Origin of the sequence: Kitasatospora sp. NRRL B-11411 (assembly GCF_000721345.1) — a bacterium.
Lineage (GTDB): Bacteria > Actinomycetota > Actinomycetes > Streptomycetales > Streptomycetaceae > Kitasatospora > Kitasatospora cineracea.
This window is the reverse complement of record NZ_JOGH01000008.1, coordinates 112789-138567: the sequence shown is the minus strand read 5'-3', so window position 1 is coordinate 138567 and position 25779 is coordinate 112789. Positions and strand designations below refer to the sequence as shown.

General features: G+C 74.2%; 24 protein-coding genes. 12 read left to right on the top strand and 12 right to left on the bottom strand.

From position 1 onward, the window contains the following. Positions 1-3 precede the first annotated feature (3 nt). The 7 genes from IH44_RS0106270 (at position 4) to IH44_RS0106240 (ending at position 6933) form a co-directional block, all read left to right on the top strand. On the top strand, positions 4-2334 hold the full coding sequence (locus tag IH44_RS0106270; RefSeq protein ID WP_030458402.1) for an immune inhibitor A domain-containing protein: 2331 nt from the start codon (positions 4-6) through the stop codon (positions 2332-2334). Positions 2335-2406: 72 nt separating this feature from the next. After that, positions 2407-3000, top strand: a complete 594-nt coding sequence (locus IH44_RS0106265; RefSeq protein WP_030458401.1) for a helix-turn-helix domain-containing protein — start codon at positions 2407-2409, stop codon at positions 2998-3000. After that, a complete protein-coding gene (locus IH44_RS0106260) occupies positions 2997-4286 on the top strand; it encodes an MFS transporter (protein ID WP_051816597.1) in 1290 nt (429 codons plus the stop codon). The genes IH44_RS0106265 and IH44_RS0106260 overlap by 4 nt, the downstream gene beginning before the upstream one ends. A 203-nt stretch (positions 4287-4489) precedes the next feature. Further along, complete coding sequence (locus tag IH44_RS0106255; protein WP_030458399.1) at positions 4490-4873, top strand: hypothetical protein; 384 nt, start codon at positions 4490-4492, stop codon at positions 4871-4873. A 98-nt stretch (positions 4874-4971) separates the two neighbouring features. Next, positions 4972-5997: a hypothetical protein gene (locus IH44_RS0106250; RefSeq protein WP_051816596.1), complete on the top strand. Its 1026-nt coding sequence runs from the start codon at positions 4972-4974 to the stop codon at positions 5995-5997. A gap of 79 nt (positions 5998-6076) precedes the next feature. Beyond that, positions 6077-6466 carry a roadblock/LC7 domain-containing protein gene (locus IH44_RS0106245; protein WP_030458397.1) on the top strand — a complete coding sequence of 130 codons (390 nt, stop codon included), beginning with the start codon at positions 6077-6079 and terminating at the stop codon, positions 6464-6466. Between the two features lie 92 nt (positions 6467-6558). After that, on the top strand, positions 6559-6933 hold the full coding sequence (locus tag IH44_RS0106240; RefSeq protein WP_030458396.1) for a hypothetical protein: 375 nt from the start codon (positions 6559-6561) through the stop codon (positions 6931-6933). Positions 6934-6940: 7 nt separating this feature from the next. Here IH44_RS0106240 and IH44_RS0106235 read toward each other — a convergent pair whose 3' ends face one another. The 6 genes from IH44_RS0106235 to IH44_RS0106210 all read right to left on the bottom strand — a co-directional run bounded on the left by IH44_RS0106235 (position 6941) and on the right by IH44_RS0106210 (position 14533). Beyond that, entirely contained in the window at positions 6941-8737 is a 1797-nt protein-coding gene (locus tag IH44_RS0106235; protein WP_063759553.1) for a glycoside hydrolase family 36 protein, read from the bottom strand. Positions 8738-8826: 89 nt separating this feature from the next. Then, entirely contained in the window at positions 8827-9840 is a 1014-nt protein-coding gene (locus IH44_RS0106230; protein WP_030458394.1) for an ABC transporter ATP-binding protein, read from the bottom strand. After that, entirely contained in the window at positions 9837-10823 is a 987-nt protein-coding gene (locus IH44_RS0106225; protein ID WP_030458393.1) for an ABC transporter ATP-binding protein, read from the bottom strand. The genes IH44_RS0106230 and IH44_RS0106225 overlap by 4 nt, the downstream gene beginning before the upstream one ends. Beyond that, entirely contained in the window at positions 10820-11809 is a 990-nt protein-coding gene (locus IH44_RS0106220; RefSeq protein WP_030458392.1) for an ABC transporter permease, read from the bottom strand. The genes IH44_RS0106225 and IH44_RS0106220 overlap by 4 nt, the downstream gene beginning before the upstream one ends. Beyond that, positions 11806-12774, bottom strand: coding sequence for an ABC transporter permease (locus tag IH44_RS0106215; protein ID WP_030458391.1), 969 nt, complete (start codon positions 12772-12774; stop codon positions 11806-11808). Before IH44_RS0106215 ends, IH44_RS0106220 begins: the two co-directional genes overlap by 4 nt. A 16-nt stretch (positions 12775-12790) precedes the next feature. Next, entirely contained in the window at positions 12791-14533 is a 1743-nt protein-coding gene (locus IH44_RS0106210; RefSeq protein ID WP_030458390.1) for an ABC transporter substrate-binding protein, read from the bottom strand. 241 nt (positions 14534-14774) lie between these two features. Here IH44_RS0106210 and IH44_RS0106205 point away from each other — a divergent pair, with 241 nt between their 5' ends. Then, complete coding sequence (locus tag IH44_RS0106205; protein ID WP_030458389.1) at positions 14775-16220, top strand: aminopeptidase P family protein; 1446 nt, start codon at positions 14775-14777, stop codon at positions 16218-16220. An 85-nt stretch (positions 16221-16305) separates the two neighbouring features. Here IH44_RS0106205 and IH44_RS0106200 read toward each other — a convergent pair whose 3' ends face one another. Then, positions 16306-17049, bottom strand: a complete 744-nt coding sequence (locus IH44_RS0106200; protein WP_051816594.1) for a nitronate monooxygenase — start codon at positions 17047-17049, stop codon at positions 16306-16308. 500 nt (positions 17050-17549) lie between these two features. On the opposite strand from IH44_RS0106200, the gene IH44_RS0106195 reads away from it, so the two are divergent. Continuing rightward, positions 17550-18023, top strand: a complete 474-nt coding sequence (locus IH44_RS0106195) for a carboxymuconolactone decarboxylase family protein (RefSeq protein WP_030458387.1) — start codon at positions 17550-17552, stop codon at positions 18021-18023. Positions 18024-18123: 100 nt separating this feature from the next. After that, a complete protein-coding gene (locus tag IH44_RS49035) occupies positions 18124-18570 on the top strand; it encodes a hypothetical protein (RefSeq protein WP_030458386.1) in 447 nt (148 codons plus the stop codon). 73 nt (positions 18571-18643) lie between these two features. On the opposite strand, the gene IH44_RS49340 is transcribed toward IH44_RS49035, so the two are convergent. The 4 genes from IH44_RS49340 to IH44_RS0106170 form a co-directional block, all read right to left on the bottom strand. Further along, positions 18644-19675, bottom strand: coding sequence for a hypothetical protein (locus IH44_RS49340; RefSeq protein WP_268661313.1), 1032 nt, complete (start codon positions 19673-19675; stop codon positions 18644-18646). A gap of 242 nt (positions 19676-19917) precedes the next feature. Beyond that, positions 19918-20817, bottom strand: coding sequence for an AraC family transcriptional regulator (locus tag IH44_RS0106180; RefSeq protein ID WP_030458384.1), 900 nt, complete (start codon positions 20815-20817; stop codon positions 19918-19920). A gap of 129 nt (positions 20818-20946) precedes the next feature. After that, positions 20947-21591, bottom strand: a complete 645-nt coding sequence (locus IH44_RS0106175; protein WP_030458383.1) for a response regulator transcription factor — start codon at positions 21589-21591, stop codon at positions 20947-20949. Further along, positions 21588-22943, bottom strand: a complete 1356-nt coding sequence (locus IH44_RS0106170) for a sensor histidine kinase (RefSeq protein WP_030458382.1) — start codon at positions 22941-22943, stop codon at positions 21588-21590. The genes IH44_RS0106175 and IH44_RS0106170 overlap by 4 nt, the downstream gene beginning before the upstream one ends. A gap of 229 nt (positions 22944-23172) precedes the next feature. On the opposite strand from IH44_RS0106170, the gene IH44_RS0106165 reads away from it, so the two are divergent. Then, positions 23173-24174 carry an FtsX-like permease family protein gene (locus IH44_RS0106165; RefSeq protein ID WP_369794902.1) on the top strand — a complete coding sequence of 334 codons (1002 nt, stop codon included), beginning with the start codon at positions 23173-23175 and terminating at the stop codon, positions 24172-24174. 29 nt (positions 24175-24203) lie between these two features. Next, a complete protein-coding gene (locus IH44_RS0106160; protein ID WP_051816593.1) occupies positions 24204-24911 on the top strand; it encodes an ABC transporter ATP-binding protein in 708 nt (235 codons plus the stop codon). 55 nt (positions 24912-24966) lie between these two features. Here the strand turns inward: IH44_RS0106160 and IH44_RS0106155 are convergent, their stop codons facing one another. Then, positions 24967-25686, bottom strand: a complete 720-nt coding sequence (locus IH44_RS0106155) for a GntR family transcriptional regulator (RefSeq protein ID WP_030458379.1) — start codon at positions 25684-25686, stop codon at positions 24967-24969. Positions 25687-25779 lie beyond the last annotated feature (93 nt).

The following is a 25779-nucleotide window of genomic DNA, read 5'->3' as shown; positions in this document are numbered from 1 at the left end:
CTCATGGCTGCGCTGACCACCGGTGCGATAGCACTGACCACCACCCCCGCGTTCGCCCAACCTCACGGGCCCGCCGCCGAGTTGACGGCCCAGCAGGCCGCGGACGGCCGGGAGGCGCCGCCCTCCCCGCTGCCGCCGCAGGAGAAGGCCCGGCAGGCCCTCAAGGCCCAGGCCCTGGCGCAGGTCAACCAGGGCAAGGTCGCCAAGGACGGCAAGTCGGCGCCGGCCAAGGTCAAGGTCGGCAACGACTACGTCCAGCTGGCCAACAAGCGCACCGACAAGGTGTTCGTGATCCTGGCCCAGTTCGGCGACCAGGTGGACGACACCACCCAGTACAACGGCCAGGCCCGCTACGGCGGCACCCCGGGCCCGAAGCACGACGCGATCCCGAAGCCGGACAGGAGCGACACCCACACCTACTGGGAGAGCGACTTCAGTCGCGACTACTACCAGAAGATGTTCTTCGACCCGACGCCCGGCGCGAACTCGATGCGCAACTTCTACCGGACCCAGTCCTCGGGCCGGTACGACATCCAGGGCACCGTCACCGACTGGGTGACCGTGCCGTGGAACGAGGCCCGCTACGGCTCCAACAAGGGCCCCCAGGGCGGCGGCGCGTGGACCCAGGCCCAGGAGTTCATCCGGGACGCCACCAAGGCGTGGTACGACGGCGAGATCGCCAAGGGCCGCACCGCGGCGGACGTCAAGGCGGAACTGGCGCAGTACGACACCCAGGACCGCTACGACTACGACAAGGACGGCGATTTCGACGAGCCGGACGGCTACCTCGACAACCTGGTCGTCGTCCACGCCGGCGTCGACGAGACCTGGGGCGGCGGCGCGCAGGGCGGCGACGCCCTGTGGGCGCACCGCAGCTGGGCCTTCTCGGACCCGACCGGCCGGACCGGCCCGGCCGGCAACAAGATCGGCGGCGTCCCGCTGGGCGACTCCGGCCTCTACGCCTACGACTACGTGCAGGCGGGCGAGAACAGCGGCGTCGGCCTCTTCTCGCACGAGTACGGCCACAACCTCGGCCTGCCCGACCTGTACCCGACCACCGGCGGCGACAACTCGGTCAGCTTCTGGTCGCTGATGTCCTCCGCCTCGTACCTGGGCAAGGGCAAGAACACCACCGGCGAGTACCCGGGCGACCTGGACGCCTGGAGCAAGCTGCAGATGGGCTGGCTCGACTACGACGAGGCGCAGGCCGCGACCCGCTCCAGCCACACCCTCGGCGTCAGCGGCTACCACACCGACCAGGCGCAGGCCGTCCTGGTGCACCTGCCGCCGAGCACCACCACCACCTCGCTGGCCGACCCGTACGAGGGCGGCAAGCAGTGGTGGAGCGACACCGGCGACAACCTGGACGCCGTGCTCTCCCGCACCGTCGACCTGACCGGCGCCACCGACTCGGCCGCACTGGACGCGGCCGCCTGGTGGGACACCGAGCAGGACTACGACTTCTTCACGATCGAGGGCTCGACCGACGGCGGCCGGACCTGGACGCCGCTGCACGGCACCGTCGACGGGCAGCCGATCGGCGACACCCCCGCGCTGACCCCCGGCCTGAGCGGCACCTCCAACGCCTGGCAGCAGCTGCACGTCCCGCTCGACGCCTACCTCGGCAAGAGCGTGCAGGTGCGCTTCCACGTCACCTCCGACTCCAACACCCACGGCAAGGGCGTGCTGGTCGACGCGGTGCGGCTGACCGCCGACGGCTCGGTGCTGCTGAGCGACGGCGCGGAGAACGGCGACAACGGCTGGACCGAGGTCGGCTTCTCGGCCATCCGGGGCAAGGACGCCGTCCAGCAGCACCCGCGGGCGTACCTGGTGGAGAACCGCCGCTACGCCGGCTACGGCGCCTTCCTGAAGACCGGCCCGTACAACTTCGGCTACTCGGGCGTGCCGGGCAAGGCCAACGTGATCGACACCTACCCGTACCAGGAGGGCGTCCTGGTCTGGCTGTGGGACACCGGCTACGGCGACAACAACACCGCCGACCACCCGGGCGGCGGCCTGATCCTGCCGGTGGACGCGCACCCGAAGGCACTGCGGTTCGCGGACGGCTCCGTCACCAACGGGCGGTCGCAGCCGTACGACGCGCCCTTCTCGCTGAAGCCGACCACCGGCTTCACCCTGCACAAGGCGGGCGCGGCAACCGAGGTGCCGTCCGAGCCCGCGGTGCCCGCGTTCGACGACCACTCCGGGGTGTACACCGATCCGGCGCTCCCGCAGCTCGGGGTGAGGGTGCCGGACACCGGCACCCGGATCGAGGTGGTCCGGGAGACCCAGGGCGGCAGGCTCACCACCGTCAAGGTGGGTCCGGTCTCCTGACCGGAATGTGATCCGCCGGAACCCGCAGGCCGGCAGCTTGTAAAGAGTTCTTTCTAAAGATAGCTTTAGAACATGAGCGAAGAGCTGCCGGCCATCCGGCTCACCGATCCGCGCGCCCTGCGCGCCTACGCCCATCCCACCCGGATGGCACTGGTGGGCCTGCTCCGCCTGCACGGGCCGCTGACCGCGACCCGGGCGGCGGAGCTGCTCGGCACCGAATCGGTGGCGAGCTGCTCCTTCCACCTGCGCCAGCTCGCCAAGTACGGCCTGGTCGAGGAGGCGGGCGGCGGGCGCGGCCGGGAGAAGCCCTGGCGGGCGACCGCCGCCTTCACCAGCTGGGACGCCTCCCCCGCCGACCCGGAGCAGGCCGCCGCCACCGAGGCCCTGCAACGGGCCGTGCTGGACGGCTACTTCGCCCGCGCCACCGGCTGGCTGCTGCACCGCGGCACCGACGCCCCCGAGTGGCGCGAGGCCGCCTCCTTCGGCGACAGCGCCGTCCTGGTCACCGCCGAGGAACTCACCGAACTCACCGCGCGCATCGAGGAGTTGACCCGCCCCTACACGGAGCGGCTGGGCCGCCCCGGCCCGCCCCCCGAGGGCGCCCGGGCCGTCCAGCTGATCCGGCTCGCCGTCCCCACCGACACCCCGGAGGGCACGGCGCCGTGAGCCTCCTCGACACCCGCCCGGCCGCCGCCGTCCGCCGCCGGATACCCGCGCTGCTCCACGAACCGGCCTTCCGCCGCTACTGGACCGGCCAGACCGTCTCCTCGCTCGGCGACCAGATCACCCTGCTGGTCGTCCCGCTGATCGCGGTCTCCACCCTGCACGCCACCGCCGCCCAGATGGGCTACCTGACCGCCGCCGGCTACCTGCCCTACCTGCTGCTCTCGCTGCACGCGGGCGGCTGGGCCGACCGCTACGGGCGCCGCCGCCGGGTGATGATCGCCACCGACCTGGGCCGCGCCGCCGTCCTGCTGACCGTCCCGCTCGCCCACGCGGCCGGGGTGCTGACGCTGACCCAGCTGTACGCAGTGGTGCTCGCCGTCGGCGCGCTGTCGGTGTTCTTCAACGTCTGCAACCCGCCGCTGTTCGTCGCCCTGGTGCCCGCCGAGCAGTACCTCAGCGGCAACGCGCTGATCAACGGCAGCCGGGCCGCCACCTACGTGGCCGGCCCCGGCCTCGGCGGCCTGCTGGTCCAACTGCTGGCCGCCCCGCTGGCGCTGGTGGTCGACGCGGCCTCCTTCCTGGTCTCCGCGCTGTTCCTGCGGAGGATCGACCCGGCCGAACCGCCGCGCGCCGAGAAGGAGCACAGCGGCGCCGCGGAGGGCCTGCGCTGGATCCGGCAGGACGCGGTGGTCCGGGCCTCGCTGCTCGGCACCGCCACCGTCAACCTGTTCACCTTCGTCATCGGCGCGCTGTTCGTCCTCTACGCCACCCGGGAACTCCACTTCAGCGCCGGACTGCTGGGCGCGGTGATGGGCGCCGCCGCCGTCGGCACCCTGCTCGGCGCGGCCCTCACCGGACGGCTCGCCGCCCGGATCGGCATCGGGCCCGCGTTCCTGCTCGGCCTGGTGCTCTTCCCCGCCCCGCTGCTGCTGGTCCCGCTCGCGGGCGGCTCGGTCGCCACCTCCGCGGCCCTGCTGTTCGGCGCCGAGTTCCTCTCCGGCGTGGGCGTGATGATCCTGGACATCTCGGCCGGCACCATCTTCGCCGCCTGCATCCCCGACGCCCTGCGCTCCCGGGTCTTCGGCGCCTACCAGGCCGTCAACTACGGCGTCCGCCCGCTGGGTTCGCTGCTCGGCGGCCTGCTCGGCAGCACCATCGGCCTGCGCCCCGCGCTGTGGACCGCCGCGGTCGGCGCCACCGCCTCCGCGCTCTGGGTGCTCTTCTCGCCCATCCCCCGGCTGCGCGAACTCCCCGTCCAGACGCCGGAGAAGGGGCCGGAGAGCTGAACCGCCCGCGCCCCGCCGCCTTCACCGGGACGCTTCAAAATCCGCGAACCATAGCGCATTCGTGCATATGCCCGAGGGATATGACGGAAAGTCTCGCTCTCCCGTGGCAGCGCCGGTAGCGTTGCGTCCCGGTCAGACTACCGCAGGTGAAGGCGGTGACGGCGACGCACCGTGCCCCGCACGGTGGGGAGGGAACGCGGTACGTGCCCGGGATCGAGGAGTGCCTTGCGGAAGCCATGGGGATCACCGGCGCCCTGGGGGTCAGCCTGGTCGACTGGACCAACGGCCTGGCCATAGGCACCGCCGGTCTCGGCCCCGACGGCGACCACGAGGTCGGCGCCGCGGACGCCACCGAGCTCGCCCGGGCCGTCACCCAGACCCCGTCGTTCGCCGACCCGGACAGCGGCGCCCCGCCCGCCGAGGACGTCATCGTCACCTCGGCGGGCAACTACCACCTGCTGCGCTTCGTCCCCGCGGCCTTCGACGCCAACGTCTTCCTCTACCTGCGGCTGGACCGGGACCTCGCCAACCTGGCGATGGCCCGGCTCCGGCTGGCCGCCATCGCCGACCGGCTGGTGCTCTCCTGATGCGGCCCACCGACACCCTCGCCCCCGCACCGGCCCCGGCCCTTTCCCCAGCCCCGGCCCTTTCCTCGGCCCCGGAGCCGCCACCGGCCGTGCCGCCCATGCCGACGGTGCCGCCGCTGCTGGTCGCCTCGCCGGTCTCGGTGCACCGACTGGTGCCCGCCGCCGGGCAGTTCGGCCCGGCCGCCGAGGTCCCCGGCCCGTACCTGACCGCGCTGCCCCCGGCCGCCGGGCCCGCGACGCCCCCGGCGCCCCGGCCGCGGGCCCACGCCGCGCCGCTGCCGCGCCGCCGGCGCTCCAGCTGCGCGCCCGCCACCACCTTCGAGGCCGCGCTGACCGACCTCGCCGCGGAGGGCTCCACCGGCGCCCTGCACGGCCCGGACGGCGCGGTGCACCTGTCCGGCGGCCTGGTGGTGCACGCCGAGGCGCCGGGCGCGGCGACCGTCGGCCACCTGCTGACCGGGGCCGGGCGGATCACCGTGCGGGAGTGGGAGGACAGCCTGCTGCTGGGGGCCGGGCGGCTCGCCGAGTACCTGCTGGGCAGCGGCCTGGCCGGGGCGGGCGAGCTCGAACTCGCCCGGCTGGCCGCCACCCTGGACGGCGCGCAGGACGCGCTGGCCCAGCACGGCGGCGAGCTGCGCTTCGACCCGGCCGCCCGCCCGGTGTTCGCCCTGGCCCGCCCGCTCTCGGTGCTGGAGCTGCGCGGCGCGATCGGCCGCCGCCGCTCGCTGCTGGACGGCTGCTGGCCGTCCGCCGAGCTGGACCGGGCGCCGCTGCTGGCCACCGGCGCCGCCCCGACCCGCCGCACCGCGGTGCCGCACCGCCGCCGGCAGGCGCTGCTGGCCGCCGCCGACGGCACCCGCACCGCGCCCGAGCTGGCCCGGCTGCTGGGGCGTTCCACCTACGGCACGCTGCTGGACGTCCGGCAGCTGGCCGCCGCGGGGCTGCTCGCCGTCCCGCGGCCGGCCGCCGTCCCCGACCCGCCCCCGGCCGCGGTGTCCCCGGCCGCCGTGCCGCCGGCCGCGCCACCGGACGTGCTGCTGCCGCCCGGTCCGCGCTCCTACGACTCCGCGGACCCGGAGGTGGGCCTGCTGCTCCGACTACGCGCTGCCCTGGAGGCCCTGTGACCGCCCCGCCCGCCCGCCCCGTCCCGCCGACCGAGTCATGAAGCGGACCTTTCGACAACTGACCGCGAGGAGGATCCCCGTGCTGCCGGAGGCCGAGGTGCAGGCCGAGCTCCAGGGCCTGCGGGCGCGGGTCCCGCACCTGACCGGTTCGCTGGTGGCGACCATCGACGGCCTGGTGGTGGCGCACGACGCGGCCGCGCTGGAGCCGGAGGGCGTGGCCGCGCTGACCGCGGCGGCGCTGGGCGTCGGCTCCCGGCTGACCGAGGCGACCGGGCAGGGCGCCTTCCGGGAGCTGATCGCCCGCGGCGAGCGCGGCTACACCGCGACGTACGCGGCCGGCGCGTACACGGTGCTGACCCTGCTGGCCGGTCCGCAGGCCAACGTGGGCCGGCTGCACCTGGAGGCCCGCCGGGCCGGGGCGCGGATAGCCGCGCTGGCCGACACCGACCTCGACCGGACGTCCTTCTGACCCCTGACGCTCATCTCACCCTGCGGTACACCCGTCGCTCCAGAGATCTGACGGGTCGTCAATTCCTTTCACGGAAGAGGTACTTGGAAAAAATGGCTGCTGTGGAAACCGCGCTCAAGGACATCATGGGTTCGATCGAGGGCACCATCGGCGTCGCCCTGGTCGACTACAACAGCGGGATGGCGCTGGGCACCGTCGGCGGCAACGCGGACCTGGACCTGAACGTCGCGGCCGCGGGCAACACCGACGTGGTGCGGGCCAAGCTGCGCGCGATGGAGCTGCTCAACCTGAACGAGGCGATCGAGGACATCCTGATCAGCCTGTCCACCCAGTACCACCTGATCCGGCCGCTGACCTCGCGCAGCGGCAAGGGCCTGTTCCTGTACCTGGCGCTGGACCGGAACCGGGCCAACCTGGCGATGGCCCGGCACCAGTTGAAGAAGGTCGAGGCCGAGCTGGAGGTGTGACGCGCCCTCAGCGCCGCAGGGTGAGCAGGCCCCCGGTCGGGACGCGGACGGACAGCTCCGTCCCGCCGACCGGGGTCCGGGCCCGGGCGACGGTGCCGCCCAGGCAGTCCTGCACCAGCAGGTCGACGGGGCCGGGCGGGCGGTCGAAGTCGATCCGCACCAGGGTGTCCTGGTCGGCGTTGGCGACCAGCAGCAGTTCCCACCCGCCTTCGGCCCGCAGCGGCAGCGGCGCGTACCGGCCGAAGGCCAGCCGGGCGCCGCTGCGGGCCTCGATCAGCGGGTAGGCCAACTCGGGCCGGTGCGGGCGCAGTTCGCCGCGCTGGAGCAGCTCGCGGTGCTCCTTCATGACGCCCAGCCAGAACGCCAGGGCGGTCAGCTGGTCGGCGCTCTGGGCGGTGAGGTCGACGGAGACCTGGGCGGTGGCGAACAGCACCGACTGGAGCAGGACGGCGATCCGCTCGGGACGCTCCTGCGGGTGCCAGGTCAGCGGGTCGGCGTGCACGGCGAGCGGCCCGGCGGTGAGCCGCAGGTCGGCGGTGCGGACCCGGTTCTCGACCGCGCCGAGCGGGCAGTCGGTGGCCCGGACCATGGTGGCGTAGGGCCACAGGCCGGGGCCGACGTAGTCCTGGCGGTGCTCGACCAGCACGTCGGGGCGGGCGGCCCGCAGCCGGGCGTCGAGTGCGGCCAGCAGTTTCCGCACGCCCTCCGCGACGGTGGCGCAGTCCGCTTCCGGGGAGCCGGTGCGGGGCGCGGCGCCGGGCACCGGTCCGCGGGCGAAGGTGTCGACGAAGTCGAGCTTGAGGCCGTCGACGCCGTGCTGTTCGACGGCGGCGGCGAGCCGTTCGACCTGGTGGGCGCGGACGGTGGCGCTGCGCGGGTCGAGCAGGAAGGTCTCCAGTTGCGGCAGGTGGGCGAGGGTGTGCCCGGCCAGCCGCTCGGCGGCGGCGCTGCGGTCGCCGACGAACGGGACGGCGTGCCAGAGCAGGTAGTTGAGGCCGAGGTCCTGGATCCGGCGGACGTGTCCGGCGAAGTCGGGGAAGTCGTGCGGGGCGGGCTGCCAGTCGCCGGTGGTGGCGTAGGAGCGGGTGCGTTCGTCGGTCTGCCAGCCGTCGTCGACGATCAGCGTGCGGAAGCCGAGCGGGGCGGCGAGTTCGGCGAGCCGTTCGACGTCGGCGGCGGTCATCGCCAGGTGCAGTGCGTACCAGGTGCAGAACACCGGCTCGAAGGCTGCGTCGGGGACGGTCCGGGCGGGGGCGAGGGTGGCCCACCAGGCGGCGCAGTCCCTTACGGTGTCGGCGAAGTGGCGTCCGCTCAGGTCGAGGCGCAGGGCGAGGTGCGGGCCGTCCTGTTCGACCCACCAGCTGTAGCGGCCGGTCTCCTCGACGGCGCCCTCGCCGATGGTGACGGGGCGGACGGGTTCGCCGACCGCGAAGGTGCACAGGGCGGCGTCGCCGGGGCCGACCAGGCTGCCGACGGGGGCGCCCTTGGGCAGCGAGGCTTCCCGCGGCTTGGCCCAACTCGGGGGCAGCCAGCGGGTGTTGGTGTCGGGCGTCCAGTAGCCGGTGGCGCCGGTGCAGGGCAGTTGCCATTCGATCCGCAGCCGGGTGTCCGGGGTGTCGGCGGCCGCCTCGACCAGCAGCACGCCGGGGGACGGCAGTGCGGTGACGGTGACGGCGGGGGCGGTGTCGCTGCCGACGGCGGTGACCCGCAGGACGAGCGGTCCGGCGTCGACGGTGCGGGAGGTCTCGGGGCGGCCGGACGGCGGTGCGGAGCCGTCCCAGGACAGCGCGGCGTTTCCTTCCACGGGGCGGTGGTTCCTTTCACGGGGGTGGGCCCGCCCCGGCCGGCCGCGGAAGCGGTCGGACGGCCGGTCGGGGCGGGGGCGCGGTGGTGCTACTCCGGGAAGTGGCAGGCCGCTTGGCGGCCCGGGGCGGTGAGGGTGAGCAGGGGCGCTTCGGTCGTGCAGACGGCCTGGGCCTTGGGGCAGCGGGGGTGGAAGGTGCAGCCGCCGGGCGGGTCGGCGGGGCTGGGCGGGTCGCCGAGCAGGACGATGCGTTCGCGGGTGCGTTCGGCGGCCGGGTCGGGCAGCGGGACGGCGGACAGCAGCGCCTTGGTGTAGGGGTGCGCGGGGTGGTCGTAGACCTGCTGCTTGTCGCCGATCTCGACGATCCGGCCGAGGTACATGACGGCGACCCGGTGGCTGATGTGCTTGACCACGGCGAGGTCGTGCGCGATGAACACGTAGGCGACGCCGAGTTCGGCCTGGAGGCGTTCCATCAGGCCGACGATCTGGGCCTGGATGGAGACGTCGAGCGCGGAGACGGGTTCGTCGGCGACGACGAGTTCGGGGCGGGTGGCGAGGGCGCGGGCGATGCCGATGCGCTGGGCCTGGCCGCCGGAGAACTGGTGCGGGTAGCGCTCCAGGTGTTCGGGGGCGAGGCCGACCAGCCGGATCAGGTCGCGGACCTCGGAGCGGATCTTCTCCTTGGTCGCGCCCTGGGCGCGCAGCGGGGCGGCGATGATCTGCTGGACGGTCTGCCGCGGGTTGAGCGAGGCGAACGGGTCCTGGAAGATCATCTGGAACCGGCTGCGCAGCGGCCGCAGTCGGTGCTGCGGGGTCCGGGTGATGTCCTGGCCGCGGAAGTTGACGCTGCCGGCGGTCGGGTCGAGCAGCCGGACCAGCATCCGTCCGGTGGTGGACTTGCCGCAGCCGGACTCACCGACCAGGCCGAGCGTCTCGCCGGGGCGGACGTCGAAACTGACGCCGTCGACGGCCCGGATGCCGGCCTTGCGGCGCAGGGTGCCGCGCGGGCCGGGGAAGGTCATGCCGAGGTCGCGGACGCTGAGCAGGGCTTCGGGCGCGCCGGAGTCGGCGGCGTCGGCGATCGGGGCGGTCTCGGTGGTCATGCGGTCACCTCGTCGTGGACGCACGCGCTGCGGTGGCCGTCGGCGACGGTGCGCAGCAGGGGGCGGTCGCCGGTGCAGCGGGCGTCGGGCTCGGCCGCGTAGACGGCGCAGCGGGGGTGGAAGGCGCAGCCAGCGGGCGGGGCGAGCAGGGAGGGCGGGCTGCCGGGGATGGAGCGCAGTTCGGCGCCCTCTTCGGCGTCGAGGCGGGGCAGCGAGTCGAGCAGGCCGCGGGTGTAGGGGTGCCGGGGGGTGGTGAAGAGGGTGTCGGCGGGGGCCTGTTCGGCGGCGGATCCGCCGTACATGACGAGGACGTCGTCGGCGACCCGGGCGATGACGCCGAGGTCGTGGGTGATCATGACGATGCCGAGTCCGCGTTCGACCTGCAGGCGCATCAGGAGTTCGAGCACCTGGGCCTGGACGGTGACGTCGAGGGCGGTGGTGGGTTCGTCGGCGATGACCAGGTCGGGTTCGCAGGACAGCGCGAGGGCGATCATGGCGCGTTGGCGCATGCCGCCGGAGAACTGGTGCGGGTACTCCTCGGCCCGGCGGGCGGGTTCGGGGATGCCGACGTCGCCGAGGACGTCGACGGCGCGGGCGAGGGCGGCCTTGCGGCTGCCGCCGAAGTGTTCGCGGTAGGCCTCGGCGATCTGGTCGCCGACGGTGAAGTAGGGGTGCAGGGCGGTGAGGGCGTCCTGGAAGACCATCGCCATCCTGCGGCCGCGGAGCTTGCGGAGCCGTTCGGCGGGGGCGCCGATGAGTTCGGTGCCGTCGAGCCTGGCGGAGCCGGTGACGGTGGCGCCGCGGTGCAGTCCCATGACGGCCAGCGAGGTGACGGACTTGCCGGAGCCGGATTCGCCGACGATGCCGAGGGTGCGGCCGCGTTCGACGGTGAAGTCGACGCCCTTGACGGCCCGTACGGTGCCTTCCTCGGTGGTGAACTCGACGGCGAGGTCGTGCACGTCGAGCAGCGGGTGGGAGGTCATGACAGCCTCGCCCTCGGGTCGATCCAGGCGTAGACGAGGTCCACGACCAGGTTGGAGCTGACGATGAAGAAGGAGGCGAGCAGGGTGATGCCCATGATCACCGGCTGGTCGGCCTTGTTGAGGGAGTCGGCGAAGAGCTTGCCGATGCCGGGGAGGCTGAACAGCGATTCGGTGATGAGCGCGCCGGCCAGCAGCCCGCCGAGGTCCATGCCGAGCATGGTGGCGACAGGGGTGAGGGCGGGGCGCAGTCCGTGCCGGCCGACGACCCGGCGTTCGCGCAGGCCCTTGGCGCGGGCGGTGCGGACGTACGGTTCGGCCATCGTCTCGATGACGGAGTTGCGGGTCATCCGGGCGTAGAGGGCGGCGTTCAGCAGGGCGAGGGTGATCCAGGGGAGGATCAGGTTGGTGACCCAGCCGACCGGGTCCTCGCCGAACGCGATGTAGCGCGGGTAGGGCAGCAGTCCGGCGACGGTGACGACCAGGTAGAGCAGGATCATCGCGGTGAAGTAGACCGGCAGGGCGGCGATGCCGATGGTGCCGACCATCAGGGTGCGGTCGAGCCAGGTGTTGCGGCGCAGCGCGGAGAGCACGCCGGTGCCGACGCCGAGGACCAGCCAGAGCACGGACGCGCCGAGGGCGAGCGAGACGCTGGTCGGCAGCCGGTCCATCATCAGGTCCCAGACGGGCTGGGCGGACTGGAAGGAGTAGCCGAAGCAGGGGAAGTCGCACTGGACGGCGTACGGGCCGGTGCCGTAGGAGCGTCCGGCGAAGATCGCGGTGACGTAGTGCCAGAACTGGACGATCAGGGGGTCGGCCAGGCCGAGTTGCTGCCGGACGAGTTCGATCCGGTCGGCGGAGCAGTCCTTGCCGCAGAACTGGGCGGCGGGGTCGCTGGGCAGCAGGTAGAAGACCGCGAAGGTGAGGGCGCAGACCGCGAGCAGGGTGGCGGCCATCGCGAGGACGCGCCGGAGCAGGAATCCGATCACGTCCGGCTGCCCTTCGGGTCGAGGGCGTCCCGCAGGGCGTCGCCGACCAGGGTGAAGGCCAGGACCACCAGGAACAGGCAGGCGCTGGGCAGGATGAAGAACATCGGGTCGACCTTGTAGTAGAGCACCGCGTCGGAGATCATCTGGCCCCAGGAGGGCGTGGGCGGCCGGATGCCCACGCCGAGGAAGGACAGCGCCGCCTCGGTGCCGATCAGGCCGGGGACGGCGAGGGTGACGTAGACGATGACGGTGCCGGTGAGGTTGGGCAGGATCTCGCCGAACAGGATCCGGCGGTTGGTGGTGCCGCTGGCGCGGGCGGCCTCGACGTACTCGCGGTGCTTGAGCGAGAGGGTCTGGCCGCGCACCACGCGGGCGATGTAGGGCCAGGAGAACAGCGACATCACGCCGATGAGCAGGACCACCCGGTTGACGTTCCGGGCGACCGAGAGCAGCGCGATCATGAAGATCAGGCTGGGGAAGGACATCATGATGTCCATGAACCGGCTGATCACGGTGTCCACCCGGCCGCCGAAGTAGCCGGCGGTGATGCCCAGGACGGTGCCGATCAGGGTGATCAGCAGGGCGGAGACGAAGGCGACCAGCAGGCTGATCTGGGCGCCGTAGAGCAGCCGGGCGAAGATGTCGCGGCCGAGCATCGGTTCGACGCCGAGCCAGTGCTCGGGGCTGATGCCGCCGAGGGAGCCGCGGGGCAGGCCGCCGAGGTAGGGGTCGACGGCCTTCTTGTCGATGGCGTCCGGCGAGGTGCCGCTGATCGCGGTGAGCACCGGCGCCAGGACGGCCGCCAGGACGAAGAACGCGATGAGGGCGGCACCGACCAGGGCGGTCTTCTGCCGGCGGACGCGGTGCAGGGCGAGGGCCCAGGGGGAGGCGGGGGCGACGGAGGTCCTGGGAGTCTCCGGGGCCCCCGCTCCCCCGGCCGGGGCCGGGGCGAGCGGGGTGGTCATGTGGGGAACTCCCGCCTTACTTCACGGACTTGAGGCCGATGGTCGCGTAGTCGATCTGCGCGGACCAGATCGGCGAGCCGAAGGCGCCGGCGATGTTGGAGCCGACCAGCAGCGGCTTCTTCTGCCAGACCAGCGGGACGGCGGGCGAGGCGTCCATGATCTTGGCGTCCAGGTCGAGCCAGGCGGCGTTGGCCTTCTGCAGGTCCGACAGGCCGGCGATCCGGTCGAGCTCGGCGTTGACCGCGGGGTCGTTGAACCGGGTCATGTTGCCGTTGTTGCCCTTGTCGCGGACCTGGCGGCCGTCGTAGATCATCGGCAGGAAGGTGCCGGCCGACGGGTAGTCCGGACACCAGCCGAGCTGGGCCAGGCCGGGCTGCTTGTCCTTGTCGCCGACGATGGAGTTGACGGCGGTCGGGTCGACGGTGGTGATGGTGACGTTCACGCCGACCCGCTTGAGGGCGGCCTGGATCGCCTCGGCCTGCTGCTTGCCACCGGTGGAGGTGACCATCTCGGTGTCGAAGCCGTTCGGGAGGCCGGCCTCGGCGAGCAGCTGCTTGGCCTTGTCCGGGTCACCGGCGGGCTTGATCATGAAGTGGTCGACCGGGGCGCCGCTGGTGAGGGCCGGCGGCAGGTAGGTGGTGGCGATGTCGTTGAACGCCGGGCCGCCCATCGCGGCGGCGAAGGACTCCTTGTCCACCGCGTACTGCATGGCCCGGCGCACCGTGGCGTTGTCGAACGGCGCCTTGGTGGTGTTCATGTCGAGCATGGTGGTGCAGCCACCGTTCTCGCTGATCAGACGGGCCTTGACGTCCGGATTGGTGAGGACCTCGGACATCTTGGCCGGCGTCAGGTCGACGTACGAGACGGCGTTCTTGTCGTCGCCCTGGTCGGCGATCAGGCGGTCGGCGATGCCGGTGCCCTTGAGGGTCTGGTCGACGACGATCTTGTCCGGGTAGGCCTTGCGGACGGGGTCGGAGGCCGCGTCCCAGTGGGTGTTGCGGACCAGCACCATGCGCTTGCCGCGGTCGTAGGACTCGATCTTGTACGGGCCGGAGGAGACCGGGTGGTTGGAGTAGTTGGCACCGGTCTCCTTCGCCACCGGGACGGGCGAGAAGGTCGGCAGGGTGACGGTCTGGCCGAACTCGGCGACCGGGCGCTTGAGGTGGAAGACGATGGTCTTCGCGTCCGGGACCTCGATGGAGTCCTTGCCGAGGTGCTCGCCGGCCAGCGGGCCCTTGTAGCCGTCGACGCCGGCCAGGTAGCGGGCCGCGTAGTCGGGGCCGCCGGCCAGTTCGGCGGAGAACGAGCGCTCGACGTTGTACTTGATGTCGCCGGCGACGATCGGGGTGCCGTCCTCGTACGTGAGGCCGTCCTTCAGGTGGAAGGTCCAGGTCCTGGCGTCGTCGCTGGGGGTGCCGAGGTCGGTGGCCAGGTCGGGCTCGACCTTGAGGCCGTCGGCGCCGGGGGCCGCCTTGAAGGTGGTGAGGGTGCGGTAGAGCAGCCGGACGCCCACGTCCATGACCGGCATGGTCCAGTTGCGGGCCGGGTCGAGCTGGTCGAAGTCCTGGTTCGACAGGATGGTGAGGGTGCCGCCCTTCACGGGCGTCCCGCCGATGATGCCGTTGCCCTGGGTGGTCACGCCCGCCTGGTCGCCGTTGCCGCCGCCTCCGCTGTTGTTGCTGCTGCTGCACGCACCGAGGCCGAGGGTGAGGGATGCCGCGATGGCCGCCGCGAGGGCGACGTGGGAACGCCTGTTCATGTGCAACTCCGGGAATGGGGGCCGGTCTGCCGTTCAACGGGGGATCTGTGCCGCCCGGGGTCTGGCCCGCTCTGAGGTGTGACCCGTAACATAGTAATGTGAAATTGCACTACGCAATGAGGCGGCCGGACCGTTACCGAGCCGTGTCATTGCCACCCGCGGAGCAGGGCAAGTCCCCGCCCCGCCAAGCGAGTTGCCCCCTGCCCCCTTCCCCCCGCCCAGCTCGGAGGAGCCCCCGACGATGACCGACCAGCCCGCCCTGAACACCGGCAGCCACGACCTCCCCGTCACCCCCGCCCTGGCCGCCTACATGGCCGGCCAGTGGGCCGCCACCCCGCTGCCCGCCGAGGAGCGCGTCCCCGGCTACCCGTACTTCCCGGCCCGCCGCGCCAAGCTCGCCGCCGCCTTCCCCGGCGAGCGGCTGCTCGTCCCCGCCGGGCAGTTGAAGGTCCGCAGCAACGACTGCGACCACCGCTTCCGCCCGCACAGCGCCTACGCCCACCTCACCGGCCTGACCGGCGAGGAGCAGGTCGGCCACGTCCTGGTGATCGAACCCGACGGCGAACCCGTCCTCCACCTGCGCCCCCGCTCCGACCGCTCCGCCGGCTCCGCCGAGTTCTACCGCGACCGCCGCTACGGCGAGTTCTGGGTCGGCCGCCGCGCCGACCTGGCCGAGGCCGCCCGCCTCACCGGCCTGCGCACCGCCCACCTCGACGACCTGCCCAAGCTCCTCACCGGCTCCACCCCCACCCGGGTGCTCTCCGGCGTCGACCCGGCGCTCGACGCCCTGACCGGCCGCCCGTCCGCCGCCCACGCCCTGACCGACGGTCAACTCGCCGCCGCTCTCGCCGAGTTGCGCCTGATCAAGGACCCCTGGGAGGTCGAACAGCTCCAGCTCTCCGTCGACCACACCACCACCGGCTTCGCCGACGTCGTCCGCGCCCTGCCCGCCGCGCTCCGCCACCACCGCGGCGAGCGCTGGCTCGAAGGCGCCTTCAACGCCCGCGCCCGCGCCGAGGGCAACGGCACCGGCTACGAGACCATCGTCGCCTCCGGCGCCCACGCCTGCGTCCTGCACTGGATCCGCAACGACGGCCCGCTGAACCCCTCCGACCTCCTGCTGCTCGACGCCGGTGTGGAGACCGACACCCTCTACACCGCCGACATCACCCGCACCCTCCCGCTCTCCGGCACCTTCACCCCCGCCCAGCGCGACCTCTACGACCTCGTCCTGGCCGCCCAGGACGCCGCCATCGCCACCCTCCGCCCCGGCGCCTCCTTCCGCGACTTCCACCGGGCCGGCATGCGCGTCATCGCCGAGGGCCTCGCCTCCTGGGGCCTGCTCCCCGTCTCCGCCGAGGAGGCCCTGCACGAGGACTCCGGCCTCTACCGCCGCTACACCCTCTGCGGCAGCGGCCACATGCTCGGCCTCGACGTACACGACTGCGCGAAGGCCCGCGCCGAGACCTACCTGGACGGCGTCCTGGAGGAAGGCATGGTCCTCACCGTCGAACCCGGCCTCTACCTCCAGCCCGACGACCTCACCCTCCCCGCCGAACTCCGCGGCATCGGCATCCGCATCGAGGACGACCTCGTCATCACCTCCGACGGCGCCCGCCTGATGTCCGCCGCCCTCCCCCGCGAAGCCCCCGCCCTCGAATCCTGGATGTCCACCCTCCTGGGCTGACCGCCACCGCCCGGGACGCGCACCGACAGGGGCGCGGGGCACTGCGCGGCCGGATCGCCGCGCGGCCCCGCGCCCCTGCTCCCGCTCACCCCTCGCGCAGCGCGTCCCGCCACAGCTCCCGCGTCACGTCCGCCGCCCGGCCCGTCCGGGCCTTGCGGTGGGCCGTCCCCGCCCACAGGTGCATCGCCGCCAGGTCCTCCCGGCGCCCCGCGGCGGCCCTGAGCGGCTGGGTGAGGTGGTGCACCTCCGGGTACGCCGCCGGCGCGTGGGCGTCGTGCCGGTCGATGAACGCGTTGCGCAGCCCGCGCGCCGGACGCCCGGTGAAGGCCCGGGTGACGGTGGTGCCCTCCAGTTCGACCAGCGCCCTGCGGTGCGCGGCGGACGCCCCCGACTCCTCGGTGCGCAGGTACGCGGTGCCGAGCTGCACGGCCACCGCCCCGGCCCGGAGCGCCGCGGCGATCGCCGCCCCGTCCCCGAGCCCGCCCGCGGCGATCAGCGGCAGCGGCGTCACCTCCCGCACCGCGGCCAGCAGTTCGAGCAGCGGCAGCGTCCCCGGCCGGTCCTCGATGCGGTGCGTACCGCGGTGCCCGCCCGCCTCCGGGCCCTGGACGGTGAGCGCGTCGAAGCCCAGCGCGGTCGCCGCCCGGGCCTCCTCGGGACTCGTGACCGTCCCCACCTGCCGGATCCCCGCCGCCCGGACGGCAGCCGCCTCGGCCGGCTCGGGCAGCCCGAAGGTGTACGACACCCACTCCACCGGCTCCCGCAGCAGCGCCTCGATCTTGGCGTCCCAGTCGTCCCGGTCCGGCGCGATCGAGACCGGCAGCTCCACACCCCACTGACCCCCCGGCCCCCCCCACCGCCGCCACCAACTCCGGCGTCCCCGCCCCACCCGCCATCGGCGCAGCCACCAACGGCACCGCCCAGCCGAACTCCATCCCGCACTCCCTCGACCACACCCACCGACCCCCGCCCGCCCCACCCTACGCCGCCCGCCCGGCCACCCACTCGCACCTCACTCGCACGACCGACGCACCGACCACCACCGCGGCCGGACCGACCACCTACTCCTACGTCGGACCACCGGACATCCGCACCGCGGCCCGCGGACCGGCGCAGCGAGCACGTGGCGTGCGCGGGCGGGTCTCCCTGGTCCGGGAGGATTTCTTCGTGTGCGTCTTCTGCGACGGCGAGTTGCCTGCGCACTGGAACGTCGCTCCGCCGGTAGCGTGACGGGCGTCACATCCGGTGGCTGTCACATCGGGGGTGGCGGCGGGGTCAGAGCTTCGTCAGCACCCGCCACGCAAGCACGCACGACAAGGAGCCACCACCGTGGACGCACGTCTCAACTACTTCGGCAACCAGCTCGGCGCGAAGTTCCTGAAGTACATCAACTCGGCCGGCCACGCCCTGGGCCTGTCCTCGCTGCCGGCGGCGACCCAGGAGCTGGTGAAGATCCGCGCCAGCCAGATCAACGGCTGCGGTTTCTGCACCGACATGCACACCAAGGACGCCGCGCACGCCGGGGAGACCCAGCTGCGGCTCAACCTGGTCGCCGCCTGGCGCGAGGCCACCGTCTTCACCGAGGCCGAGCGGGCCGCCCTGGAGCTCACCGAGCAGGGCACCCGGATCGCGGACGCCGCGGGCGGGGTCTCCGACGCGGCCTGGGCGGCGGCGGCCGAGCACTACGACGAGGAGCAACTGACCGCCCTGGTCAGCCTGATCGCCCTGATCAACACGTACAACCGGATCAACGTGATCGTCCGCCAGCCCGCGGGCGACTACGTCCCCGGCCAGTACGCCTGACCCACCCCGCCCCGGGGGGCGGGCGTCCGCCCCGGACACCCGCCCCCGGCCGGCCCCGTCCCCCTCCGCACTGTCGGACGGCGCTGCCACAATCCCCGGCATGCCCCTGTGCGACTACTTCTCCGCCCTTGACGACGCCACCGCCGTCGCCGTCCTCGACGCCCCCGGCGGGCCGGGCGGGGCGGGTCTCGACACGGTGCCGCTGAAGGGCGTCGACCCGGTGGTGGTGATCGCCCGCCTGGAGGCCGTCCTGACCGGCTGCACCTACGAGGAGGCCCGCGCCCGGCCCCGCTCGGGCCGGTTGCTCTCCGACCCGCAGCACGACGAGGCGTTCGTCGTCAGCCTGACCGACACCCTGGCCGAGGCCCTCGCCGCCCTCCCGCCCGACCGCCTCCTCCCCGCCGCCACCGCCTGGTCCGCGACGGAGGAACTCCGCCTCGACGGCGCCACCCCCGACACCGCCGCCGCCATCCTGCACGCCCTGTCCACCCTCGCCCACCGCGCCCGCACCGACGGCCACCACCTGTACTGCTGGTGGTCGCTCTGACCCCGCGGCCACCCAACTCGACTGTCAGCAAGGAGGGTTGACCCCACCCTGCCCATCCCCCCGCGGCGAGCCGTCACCCCCGCCCGTCGCCGTCGCCCGTCGCCCCCGCCCGCCCCGCGCAGACCGGCCGGGTGCGGGCCGCGTAGGAGCGGGCGGCGACCAGGAGGCCGAGGCCCAGTCCGGTGAAGGCGAAGCCGCCGAAGGCGATCATCCAGATCAGGCCGGCGGCGTCGACGAAGGGCGGGGCGGGGGTCGGGCGCGGGAGGGCGCCGAGGGCGAGCAGGGGGGCGGTGGCGGTGAGGGCGAGGCCGTACAGGGTGAGCGGGACGCCGGTGAGCCAGGCCGGGACGAGCGGGAGCAGGCGCGGTACCCGGCGGCCGCCGAGCAGCGGGATCGGGCGGGGGAAGGTCTGGCCCCAGCGGTGGAGCAGGCCGAGCAGCAGCAGGACGCCGACCGCCGCGGCGAGCACCGTGAGGTCGATGCCGAGCCGGGCGAGTGTCCTGCCGGCGCCGGACGCCCCGTCCGAGGCGGTCGCCGCCCAGGCCGCGGCGGTGACGCCGAGCGCGTTGCCGCCCAGCGTCCAGAGGGTCTTGACGCCGGCCCAGGGCAGCAGGCCGAGCAGCAGCAGGTACGCGGTGGTGCGGGTGCGCCGGGTCGGCGGGGTGGGTGCGGGGTGGCGCAGCGGGCCGTCGGCGGGGCCGGTGTGGCGGTGTCCGCAGCGCGGGCAGCGGCCGGTGCGGTGGCGGTGGCGGGCGAGTGCGGTGAGGGCGAGCAGGGCGGCGCCGGCCGCGTCGAGGACGACCTGGGCCAGGCCGGTGGCGCTCTCCAGGCCGCTGAGGGTGGCGAGTTGGACGAAGTGCACGGGCAGTCCGACACCGCCCGCCGCGTACACGGGGATCGCCACCCACAGCACGACCCGCCCCCACCGGCTCCCGCTGCCGGCCCGGATCGCGGCGACGGCCAGGACGGCGAGCACCGCCAGCAGCGGGAACGCGGCGACCGGGTAGGCGAGGTGCGCGCTCCAGGGCACGGTGGTGCCGGTCGCCGCCCAGCCGAGCTGGACGGCCGCGTACAGCCCGGCCCACCACCCGCTCGCCCGGGCCACCGGCCGGGGCCACCCGTCCCCCGTCCCCCGCTCGGCCCGTCCTACCCGTCCCGCCCGTCCTACCCGTCCCGCCACGACTCCTCCAACACCCGTCCGACGCCTGTCCGTTGTCGGTCCGAGCCTCCCGCCGCCCCGCCCCCGGCCGCCTCCTCCCGCCGGACGGTCCGCCTCCCCCGCCCGGGTGACCGGGCGACCGGGCGGCGGACGACCGGGCGACCGCGGGCCAGGGCCGGGGCCCGGCGTCAGCCGGTCGTCCGCGTCACCGGGATCCACAGCTGCGCGGACGACTCCCCGGGGGCGTCCGGCGCGGGCCGGACTCGCAGGATCTCCGGGCCGGGCCGGTACTCGTAGGGGTTGGAGGGGATCCACCGGGCGGCCACCTCCGCCCACATCTGCTGGAGCGCCTGCGGGAACGGCCCGGTGTTCTCGAACACCGCCCAGCTGCCCGCGGGGCACTCCAGCACGTCGAGGTCGGCGGGCAGCCGTCCGGCGTCCGCCCCGCTGACCACCGCGTGGTAGTAGTCGAGCAGGCTGCCCTCCGCGAAGCCGTCCAGTCCGTCAGGACTCTCCTCGGGCAGCCGGACGGTCGCCGAGAGCAGGCCCTGCGGTTCCTGGTCGGACAGTTCGGTGATCCGCCGCACGGTGTCCGCCGGGATGCCCCGGACGTGTTCGGCGATGTGCGGGTTGACCCCTTCGTGGATCAACGGGACCCGGGCCTTCCTGCCCACGACCCGGAACGCTTCCTTCTCCACGATGCGGTACCGCATGGTGGTACTCCCTTCGACGACGAGGCGGAAGGAGAGCCGGGGCTGCGCGTTCAGCACCGCGCCGGAGCGCCGGGCCTCCCCGGGCCCGACCCCGTGCTGGGCCCGGAACGCCCGGGCGAACGCCTCGCCGGAGCCGTAGCCGTACCGGACGGCGACGTCCAGCAGCGACGGTTCCCCGGCCAGTACCTCGGCCGCCGCGACGGTCAGCCGCCGGCGCCGCACGTACTCGGACAGCGGCATCCCGGCCAGCGACGAGAACAGCCGCCGGAAGTGGTACTCCGACGTGGCGGTGATCCGGGCCAGTTCGGCCACCTCCAACCGCCGGTCGAGGTGCTCCTCGACGTGGTCCATCGCCTGGTTCAACCGCTCCAGCAACCCCGCTCCCCTTCCCTTTTCCGTGTCTTCGACCCTAGGGAGGGGCGAACCCCCCGCACCCGACATTCCCTGCCCGCTCCGGTCGGGTGGCCCCGCCAGTCCCCGCCGGGCCGCACCGGGCCCCGCCGCTCACCGCCCCGCAGGGCGGATCAGCCCGGCCGCGAGACCCGCGGCGATGGCGGAGGTCCGGGAGTCGACGCCGAGCTTGTCGTAGATGTGGACCAGGTGGGTCTTGACGGTGGCTTCGCTGATGAACAGGCGCTTGGAGATCTGCCGGTTCGGCAGGCCCTCGGCGAGGAGCTGGAGGATCTCCGCCTCGCGCGGGGAGAGCGAGGGGCGGCCGGCCCGGACCCGGCCGAGCAGGCGGGCGGCGACGGGCGGGGCGAGGACGGTCTCGCCGCGGGCGGTGGCCTGGATCGCGGCGGCGAGGTCCTCCGGCGGGGCGTCCTTGAGCAGGTAGCCGGTGGCGCCGGCCTCGACGGCGGCGAGGATGTCGGCGTCGGTGGAGTAGGTGGTGAGGACCAGGACGGCGGGCGGGTCGGGCAGCGCGGTGATCCGGCGGGTGGCTTCGACGCCGTGCATGCCGGTGCCCATCTGGAGGTCCATCAGGACGACGTCGGGGCGCCGGTCGGCGGGCAGCCCGGCGAGCAGGTCGAGTGCGGCGGCGCCGTCCGCGGCCTCGCCGACGGCGGTCACCTCGGGCAGGTCGTCGACCATGGCGCGCAGCCCGCGCCGGACCACGGGGTGGTCGTCCACCACCAGGACCCGGATCACCGCCGCACCCCCGCGAGCGCGAACCGCCGCCCGGCCGCCGCCCGCCACCCGGCCGCCGCCCGCAGCGCACCGCCGGGAAGCCGACCGCCGGGAAGCCGACCGTCGGCCGCCTCCCCGGGCCCGGGCCGTTCCCCGGCCGCGTCCCCGGACGGCTGCGCCGCAGCGGCCGCCGGCGGGTCGATGGCGCGCAGCGGGAGCGTGGCGGCGACGGCGGTGCCCTCGCCGGGCGCGGATTCGACGGTGAGGGTGCCGCCGAGGGCGGCGATGCGTTCGTGCATGCCGTGCAGGCCGAAGGAGTCGGGGGCGGGTGCGGTGGCCGGGTCGAAGCCGGTGCCGTCGTCGTAGACGTCGAGGGTGACGGCGTCGTCGAGGTAGCCGAGGGTGACGGCGATGTGCGGGGCGGCGGCGTGCCGGACGGCGTTGGCGAGGGCCTCCTGGGTGAGGCGCAGCAGCGCGACCTCGGCCTCGACGGGCAGCGGGTACGGGTCGCCGTCGCGGTGGAAGGCGGCGTCGGCGCCGTCGGCGAGGCGGCGCAGCGCGTCGGGGAGGGTGGTGCCGTCGAGGGCGGGCGGGGTGAGGGCGTGGACGAAGCGGCGGGCCTCGGCGAGGTTGGCGGAGGCGGTGCGTTCGATCTCCTCCAGCAGCGGCGCGGCGTCGGGGGCGCTGCCGGCCTCGCGGGCCAGCAGCACGATGCCGGCCAGGCCCTGGGCGAGGGTGTCGTGGATCTCCCGGGCCAGGCGCTGGCGTTCGGCGAGGCGGCCGGCTTCGCGCTGGCTGGCGGCGAGTTCGTCGCGGGTGCGGACCAGGTCGTCGATGAGCTGCTGGCGGGCCCGGCTCTCCCGGTAGAGGGCGGCGTAGCCGTGGGCGGTGAGCAGGGCGACGGCGAGTCCGGCCAGCGGGCCGAGGACCTTGGCGGTGGTGAGTCCGCCGGGGGTGGTGGTCTGGGCGGCGACGACGGCGGCGGTGAGGGCCAGGACGGCGGGCAGCGCGAGGCGGCGCGGCAGGACGTGCAGGCAGACGAAGTACAGCGGGAAGGCGAGGTAGCTGAACTCGGGGTGCTGGAGGGTGAGTCCGATCCACAGGGCGGCGACGGCGAGCAGCCAGCCGGCGCCGAGGGCGCGCGAGGTGCGGACCGGCCGCAGCACGCCGCCGGCCGCGTAGCAGGCGGCGAGCGCCCCGGCGGTGGCCCAGCCGCCGGGGCCGAGCGCGCCGTCGGCGGCGGCCCGGGCCAGCAGGACGGCGAGCAGGGCGAGGAACAGCCCGTGCACGGCGAGGTTGGCCAGCCGCAGCGCGGGGGTGGGGCCGGTCGGGGAGCGGTGCGCGTCGGCGGTCGGGGTTTCGGTACGGGGCACGCTGTCCGAGGGTACGGGGCGGTGGCGGCGGCGGGCGGTGGCGCGGCATCAACCGTTCGATGGATTTCCGGCTGCACCTCTCGACGGGTGCGCACTCCGTCCGTCTCCCCGATGGCAGCGGGGCCTGCGCGGGCGAGTCTGGGGTGGTCTGCTCCGGTGTCCCTCCGAAAGGTTTCCCGTGTTCGTCGCTTTGCGTGACATCCGTTTCGCCCGTGGGCGGTTCGCCCTGATGGGAGCGGTGGTCACCCTGATCACGACCCTGGTGGTGTTCCTGTACGGCCTGACCGGGGGCCTGGCCTCGGCGGCGTCCTCGACGATCGCCGAACTCCCGGCGGACGGCGTGGTGTTCGGCGCGCCGGCGGGTGCGCAGGCGGAGGTGTCGTTCGCGTCCAGCACGGTCTCGCCGGCCCAGCGGGACGCGGTGGCGGCGGCGGGGGCGGGCGCGGTGCACCCGCTGGGGGTGGCGATGTCGCGGTTGACGGCGGGCGGCGGCGCGGCCTCGGTGAGCGTGCTGGGCACCGACCCGGAGCTGCTGCCGCCGCTGGTGCGGGGCACCGCCCCGGCGGACGGCCAGCTCGCGGTCGGCACCGGCCTGGCCGCCGAGTACCACCTCTCCCCCGGCAGCCGGGTGAGCGTCGGCGCGCAGGAGTTGACGGTCTCGGCGGTCACCGCCGAGCGTTCGCTCTCGCACGCCCCGAGCGTGTGGACCACCCCGGAGACCTGGCAGCGGGTCTCCGGCCAGCACCAGCCCACCGCGCTCGCGATCCGCGGCACCCCGCACGGCCTGCCCGCCGACCTGCGGGCGGTGTCGCTGGGCGACGCGCTGTCCGGCATCAACGGGTACGCGGCCGAGCAGGGCAGCCTGCAGCTGATCCAGGGCTTCCTGTTCGCGGTGAGCGCCCTGGTGGTGGGCGCGTTCTTCACGGTGTGGACGGTGCAGCGCCGCCCGGACATCGCGGTGCTGAAGGCGGTCGGCGCGTCCAGCGGCTACCTGGTGCGCGACGCGCTGGCCCAGGCGGCGGCCGTGCTGCTGGCGGGCGCGCTGCTGGGCGGGGCGCTGGGCGCGGCCGGCGGGGCGTTCGCGTCGGCCGCGGTGCCGTTCGACGTGGGCGTCCTGACCGTGGCCGTGCCGGTCGGCGCGATGGTGCTGCTGGGCCTGCTGGGCGCGGCCCTCGCGGTGCGCCGGATCACCGCGGTCGACCCGCTGGCGGCGCTGGGCGCCAACCGATGACCACCCACCCCACCCCGGAAGGCCCTGCCATGACCACCACCCCGACCGCCGGAACCGACCTGCGCACCGGCCTCGCGCTGCGCGGCGTGACGCTCGGCTACCCGGACGGCGAGAGCCGGCTGATCGCCCTGGACGAGGTCGAACTGTCCGTCGCCCCGGGCGAGTTCACCGCCATCGCGGGGCCGTCCGGCTCCGGCAAGTCCAGCCTGCTGGCGGTCGCGGCGACGCTGCTGCGCCCGGACCGCGGCGAGGTGCTGGTCGACGGCGTGGACGCGGGCGCGCTGGACGAGCGCGAGCGCACCGCGCTGCGCCGCGAGCGCCTGGGGATCGTCTTCCAGCAGTCGAACCTGCTGGCCTCGCTGACCGCCGTCGAGCAGCTGCTGGTCCTGGAGTCGGTGCGCGGCCGCCGCCCGGCCCGGGCCCGCGCCCGGGCCGAGGAGCTGCTGGAGTCGGTCGGCCTGGCGGGCGCCAAGCAGCGCCGCCGCCCGCACCAGCTGTCGGGCGGCGAGCGCCAGCGGGTGAACATCGCCCGCGCCCTGTTCGGCAGCCCGTCCGTCCTGCTGGTGGACGAGCCGACCTCGGCCCTGGACCACGAGCGCGGCGCCCAGGTGGTCGACCTGCTCGCCGAGGTGACCCGCACCCACCGCACCGCCACCGTGATGGTCACCCACGACCGCGACCTGCTGGGCCGCGCCGACCGCGTCCTGACCATGCAGGACGGCCGCCTGCACGCCTGACCGCCCGACCCGCTGACGTCCTGTCAGCCTGACGGCCTGTCGGCCCGACGGCCCGTCAGCGGGCCGGCAGCCGCAGCGCGCTCTCCGGCTCGGCGGGCCCGGCGGCGGGCTTGCCGCCGGCCGCCCACAGGTGGCGGATGTGGCCGAGGTGCCGGGTCATGCAGGCTTCGGCGGCGTCGGCGTCGCCGGTCAGCAGCACGTCCAGCAGTTCCAGGTGCTCCTCGGCGGAGCTGACCAGTTCGCCCTGCTGGTCGAGCCGGTTGAGGCCGTACAGCCGGGAGCGCTTGCGCAGGTCGCCGACGGTCTCGACCAGGCGGGCGTTGCCGGCCAGCGCGAGCAGGTCGAGGTGGAACTGGCGGTCGGCCTCCAGGTAGCCGATCAGGTCGTGCTTGCGGGCGGCCTCGACGATCGCCGCGGCCTGCGGGCGCAGCGCCTCCAGCTGTTCGGCGGTGGCGGTCCGGGCGACCTGGCCGACGGTGGGGACCTCGATCAGCGCGCGGATCTCGGTGAACTCGTCGAGGTCCCGGTCGGAGAGCTCGGTGACCCGGAAGCCCTTGTTGCGGACGGCCTCGACCAGGCCCTCGCGGGCCAGGTCGAGCATCGCCTCGCGGACGGGGGTGGCGGAGACCCCGAAGTCGGCGGCCAGCGTCGGGGCGGAGTAGACCACCCCGGGGCGCAGTTCACCGGAGATGAGTGCCGCACGCAGGGCGTGGGCGACCTGGTCGCGCAGCCGCTCCTGGACGGAGATGAGGTTGCGGGGCTTGAGGTCGGCCATGGTGTTCCTCCGGAGGTTCAAACAGGGCCCCATTGTACAATGTCACGTTGCGGAGAGTGAATGCCATGCGTACAGCCGTCGCTGTCCGTGTCC

Coding starts and splice junctions, on each gene's coding strand:
- IH44_RS0106210 (WP_030458390.1), bottom strand. CDS start 14,533: ATGAACAGGCGTTCCCACGTCGCCCTCGCGGCGGCCATCGCGGCATCC.
- IH44_RS0106240 (WP_030458396.1), top strand. CDS start 6,559: ATGGCTGCTGTGGAAACCGCGCTCAAGGACATCATGGGTTCGATCGAG.
- IH44_RS0106225 (WP_030458393.1), bottom strand. CDS start 10,823: ATGACCTCCCACCCGCTGCTCGACGTGCACGACCTCGCCGTCGAGTTC.
- IH44_RS0106215 (WP_030458391.1), bottom strand. CDS start 12,774: ATGACCACCCCGCTCGCCCCGGCCCCGGCCGGGGGAGCGGGGGCCCCG.
- IH44_RS0106155 (WP_030458379.1), bottom strand. CDS start 25,686: ATGGCCGACCTCAAGCCCCGCAACCTCATCTCCGTCCAGGAGCGGCTG.
- IH44_RS0106250 (WP_051816596.1), top strand. CDS start 4,972: ATGCCGACGGTGCCGCCGCTGCTGGTCGCCTCGCCGGTCTCGGTGCAC.
- IH44_RS0106270 (WP_030458402.1), top strand. CDS start 4: ATGGCTGCGCTGACCACCGGTGCGATAGCACTGACCACCACCCCCGCG.
- IH44_RS49035 (WP_030458386.1), top strand. CDS start 18,124: ATGCCCCTGTGCGACTACTTCTCCGCCCTTGACGACGCCACCGCCGTC.
- IH44_RS0106160 (WP_051816593.1), top strand. CDS start 24,204: ATGACCACCACCCCGACCGCCGGAACCGACCTGCGCACCGGCCTCGCG.
- IH44_RS0106165 (WP_369794902.1), top strand. CDS start 23,173: ATGGGAGCGGTGGTCACCCTGATCACGACCCTGGTGGTGTTCCTGTAC.
- IH44_RS0106205 (WP_030458389.1), top strand. CDS start 14,775: ATGACCGACCAGCCCGCCCTGAACACCGGCAGCCACGACCTCCCCGTC.
- IH44_RS0106230 (WP_030458394.1), bottom strand. CDS start 9,840: ATGACCACCGAGACCGCCCCGATCGCCGACGCCGCCGACTCCGGCGCG.
- IH44_RS0106265 (WP_030458401.1), top strand. CDS start 2,407: ATGAGCGAAGAGCTGCCGGCCATCCGGCTCACCGATCCGCGCGCCCTG.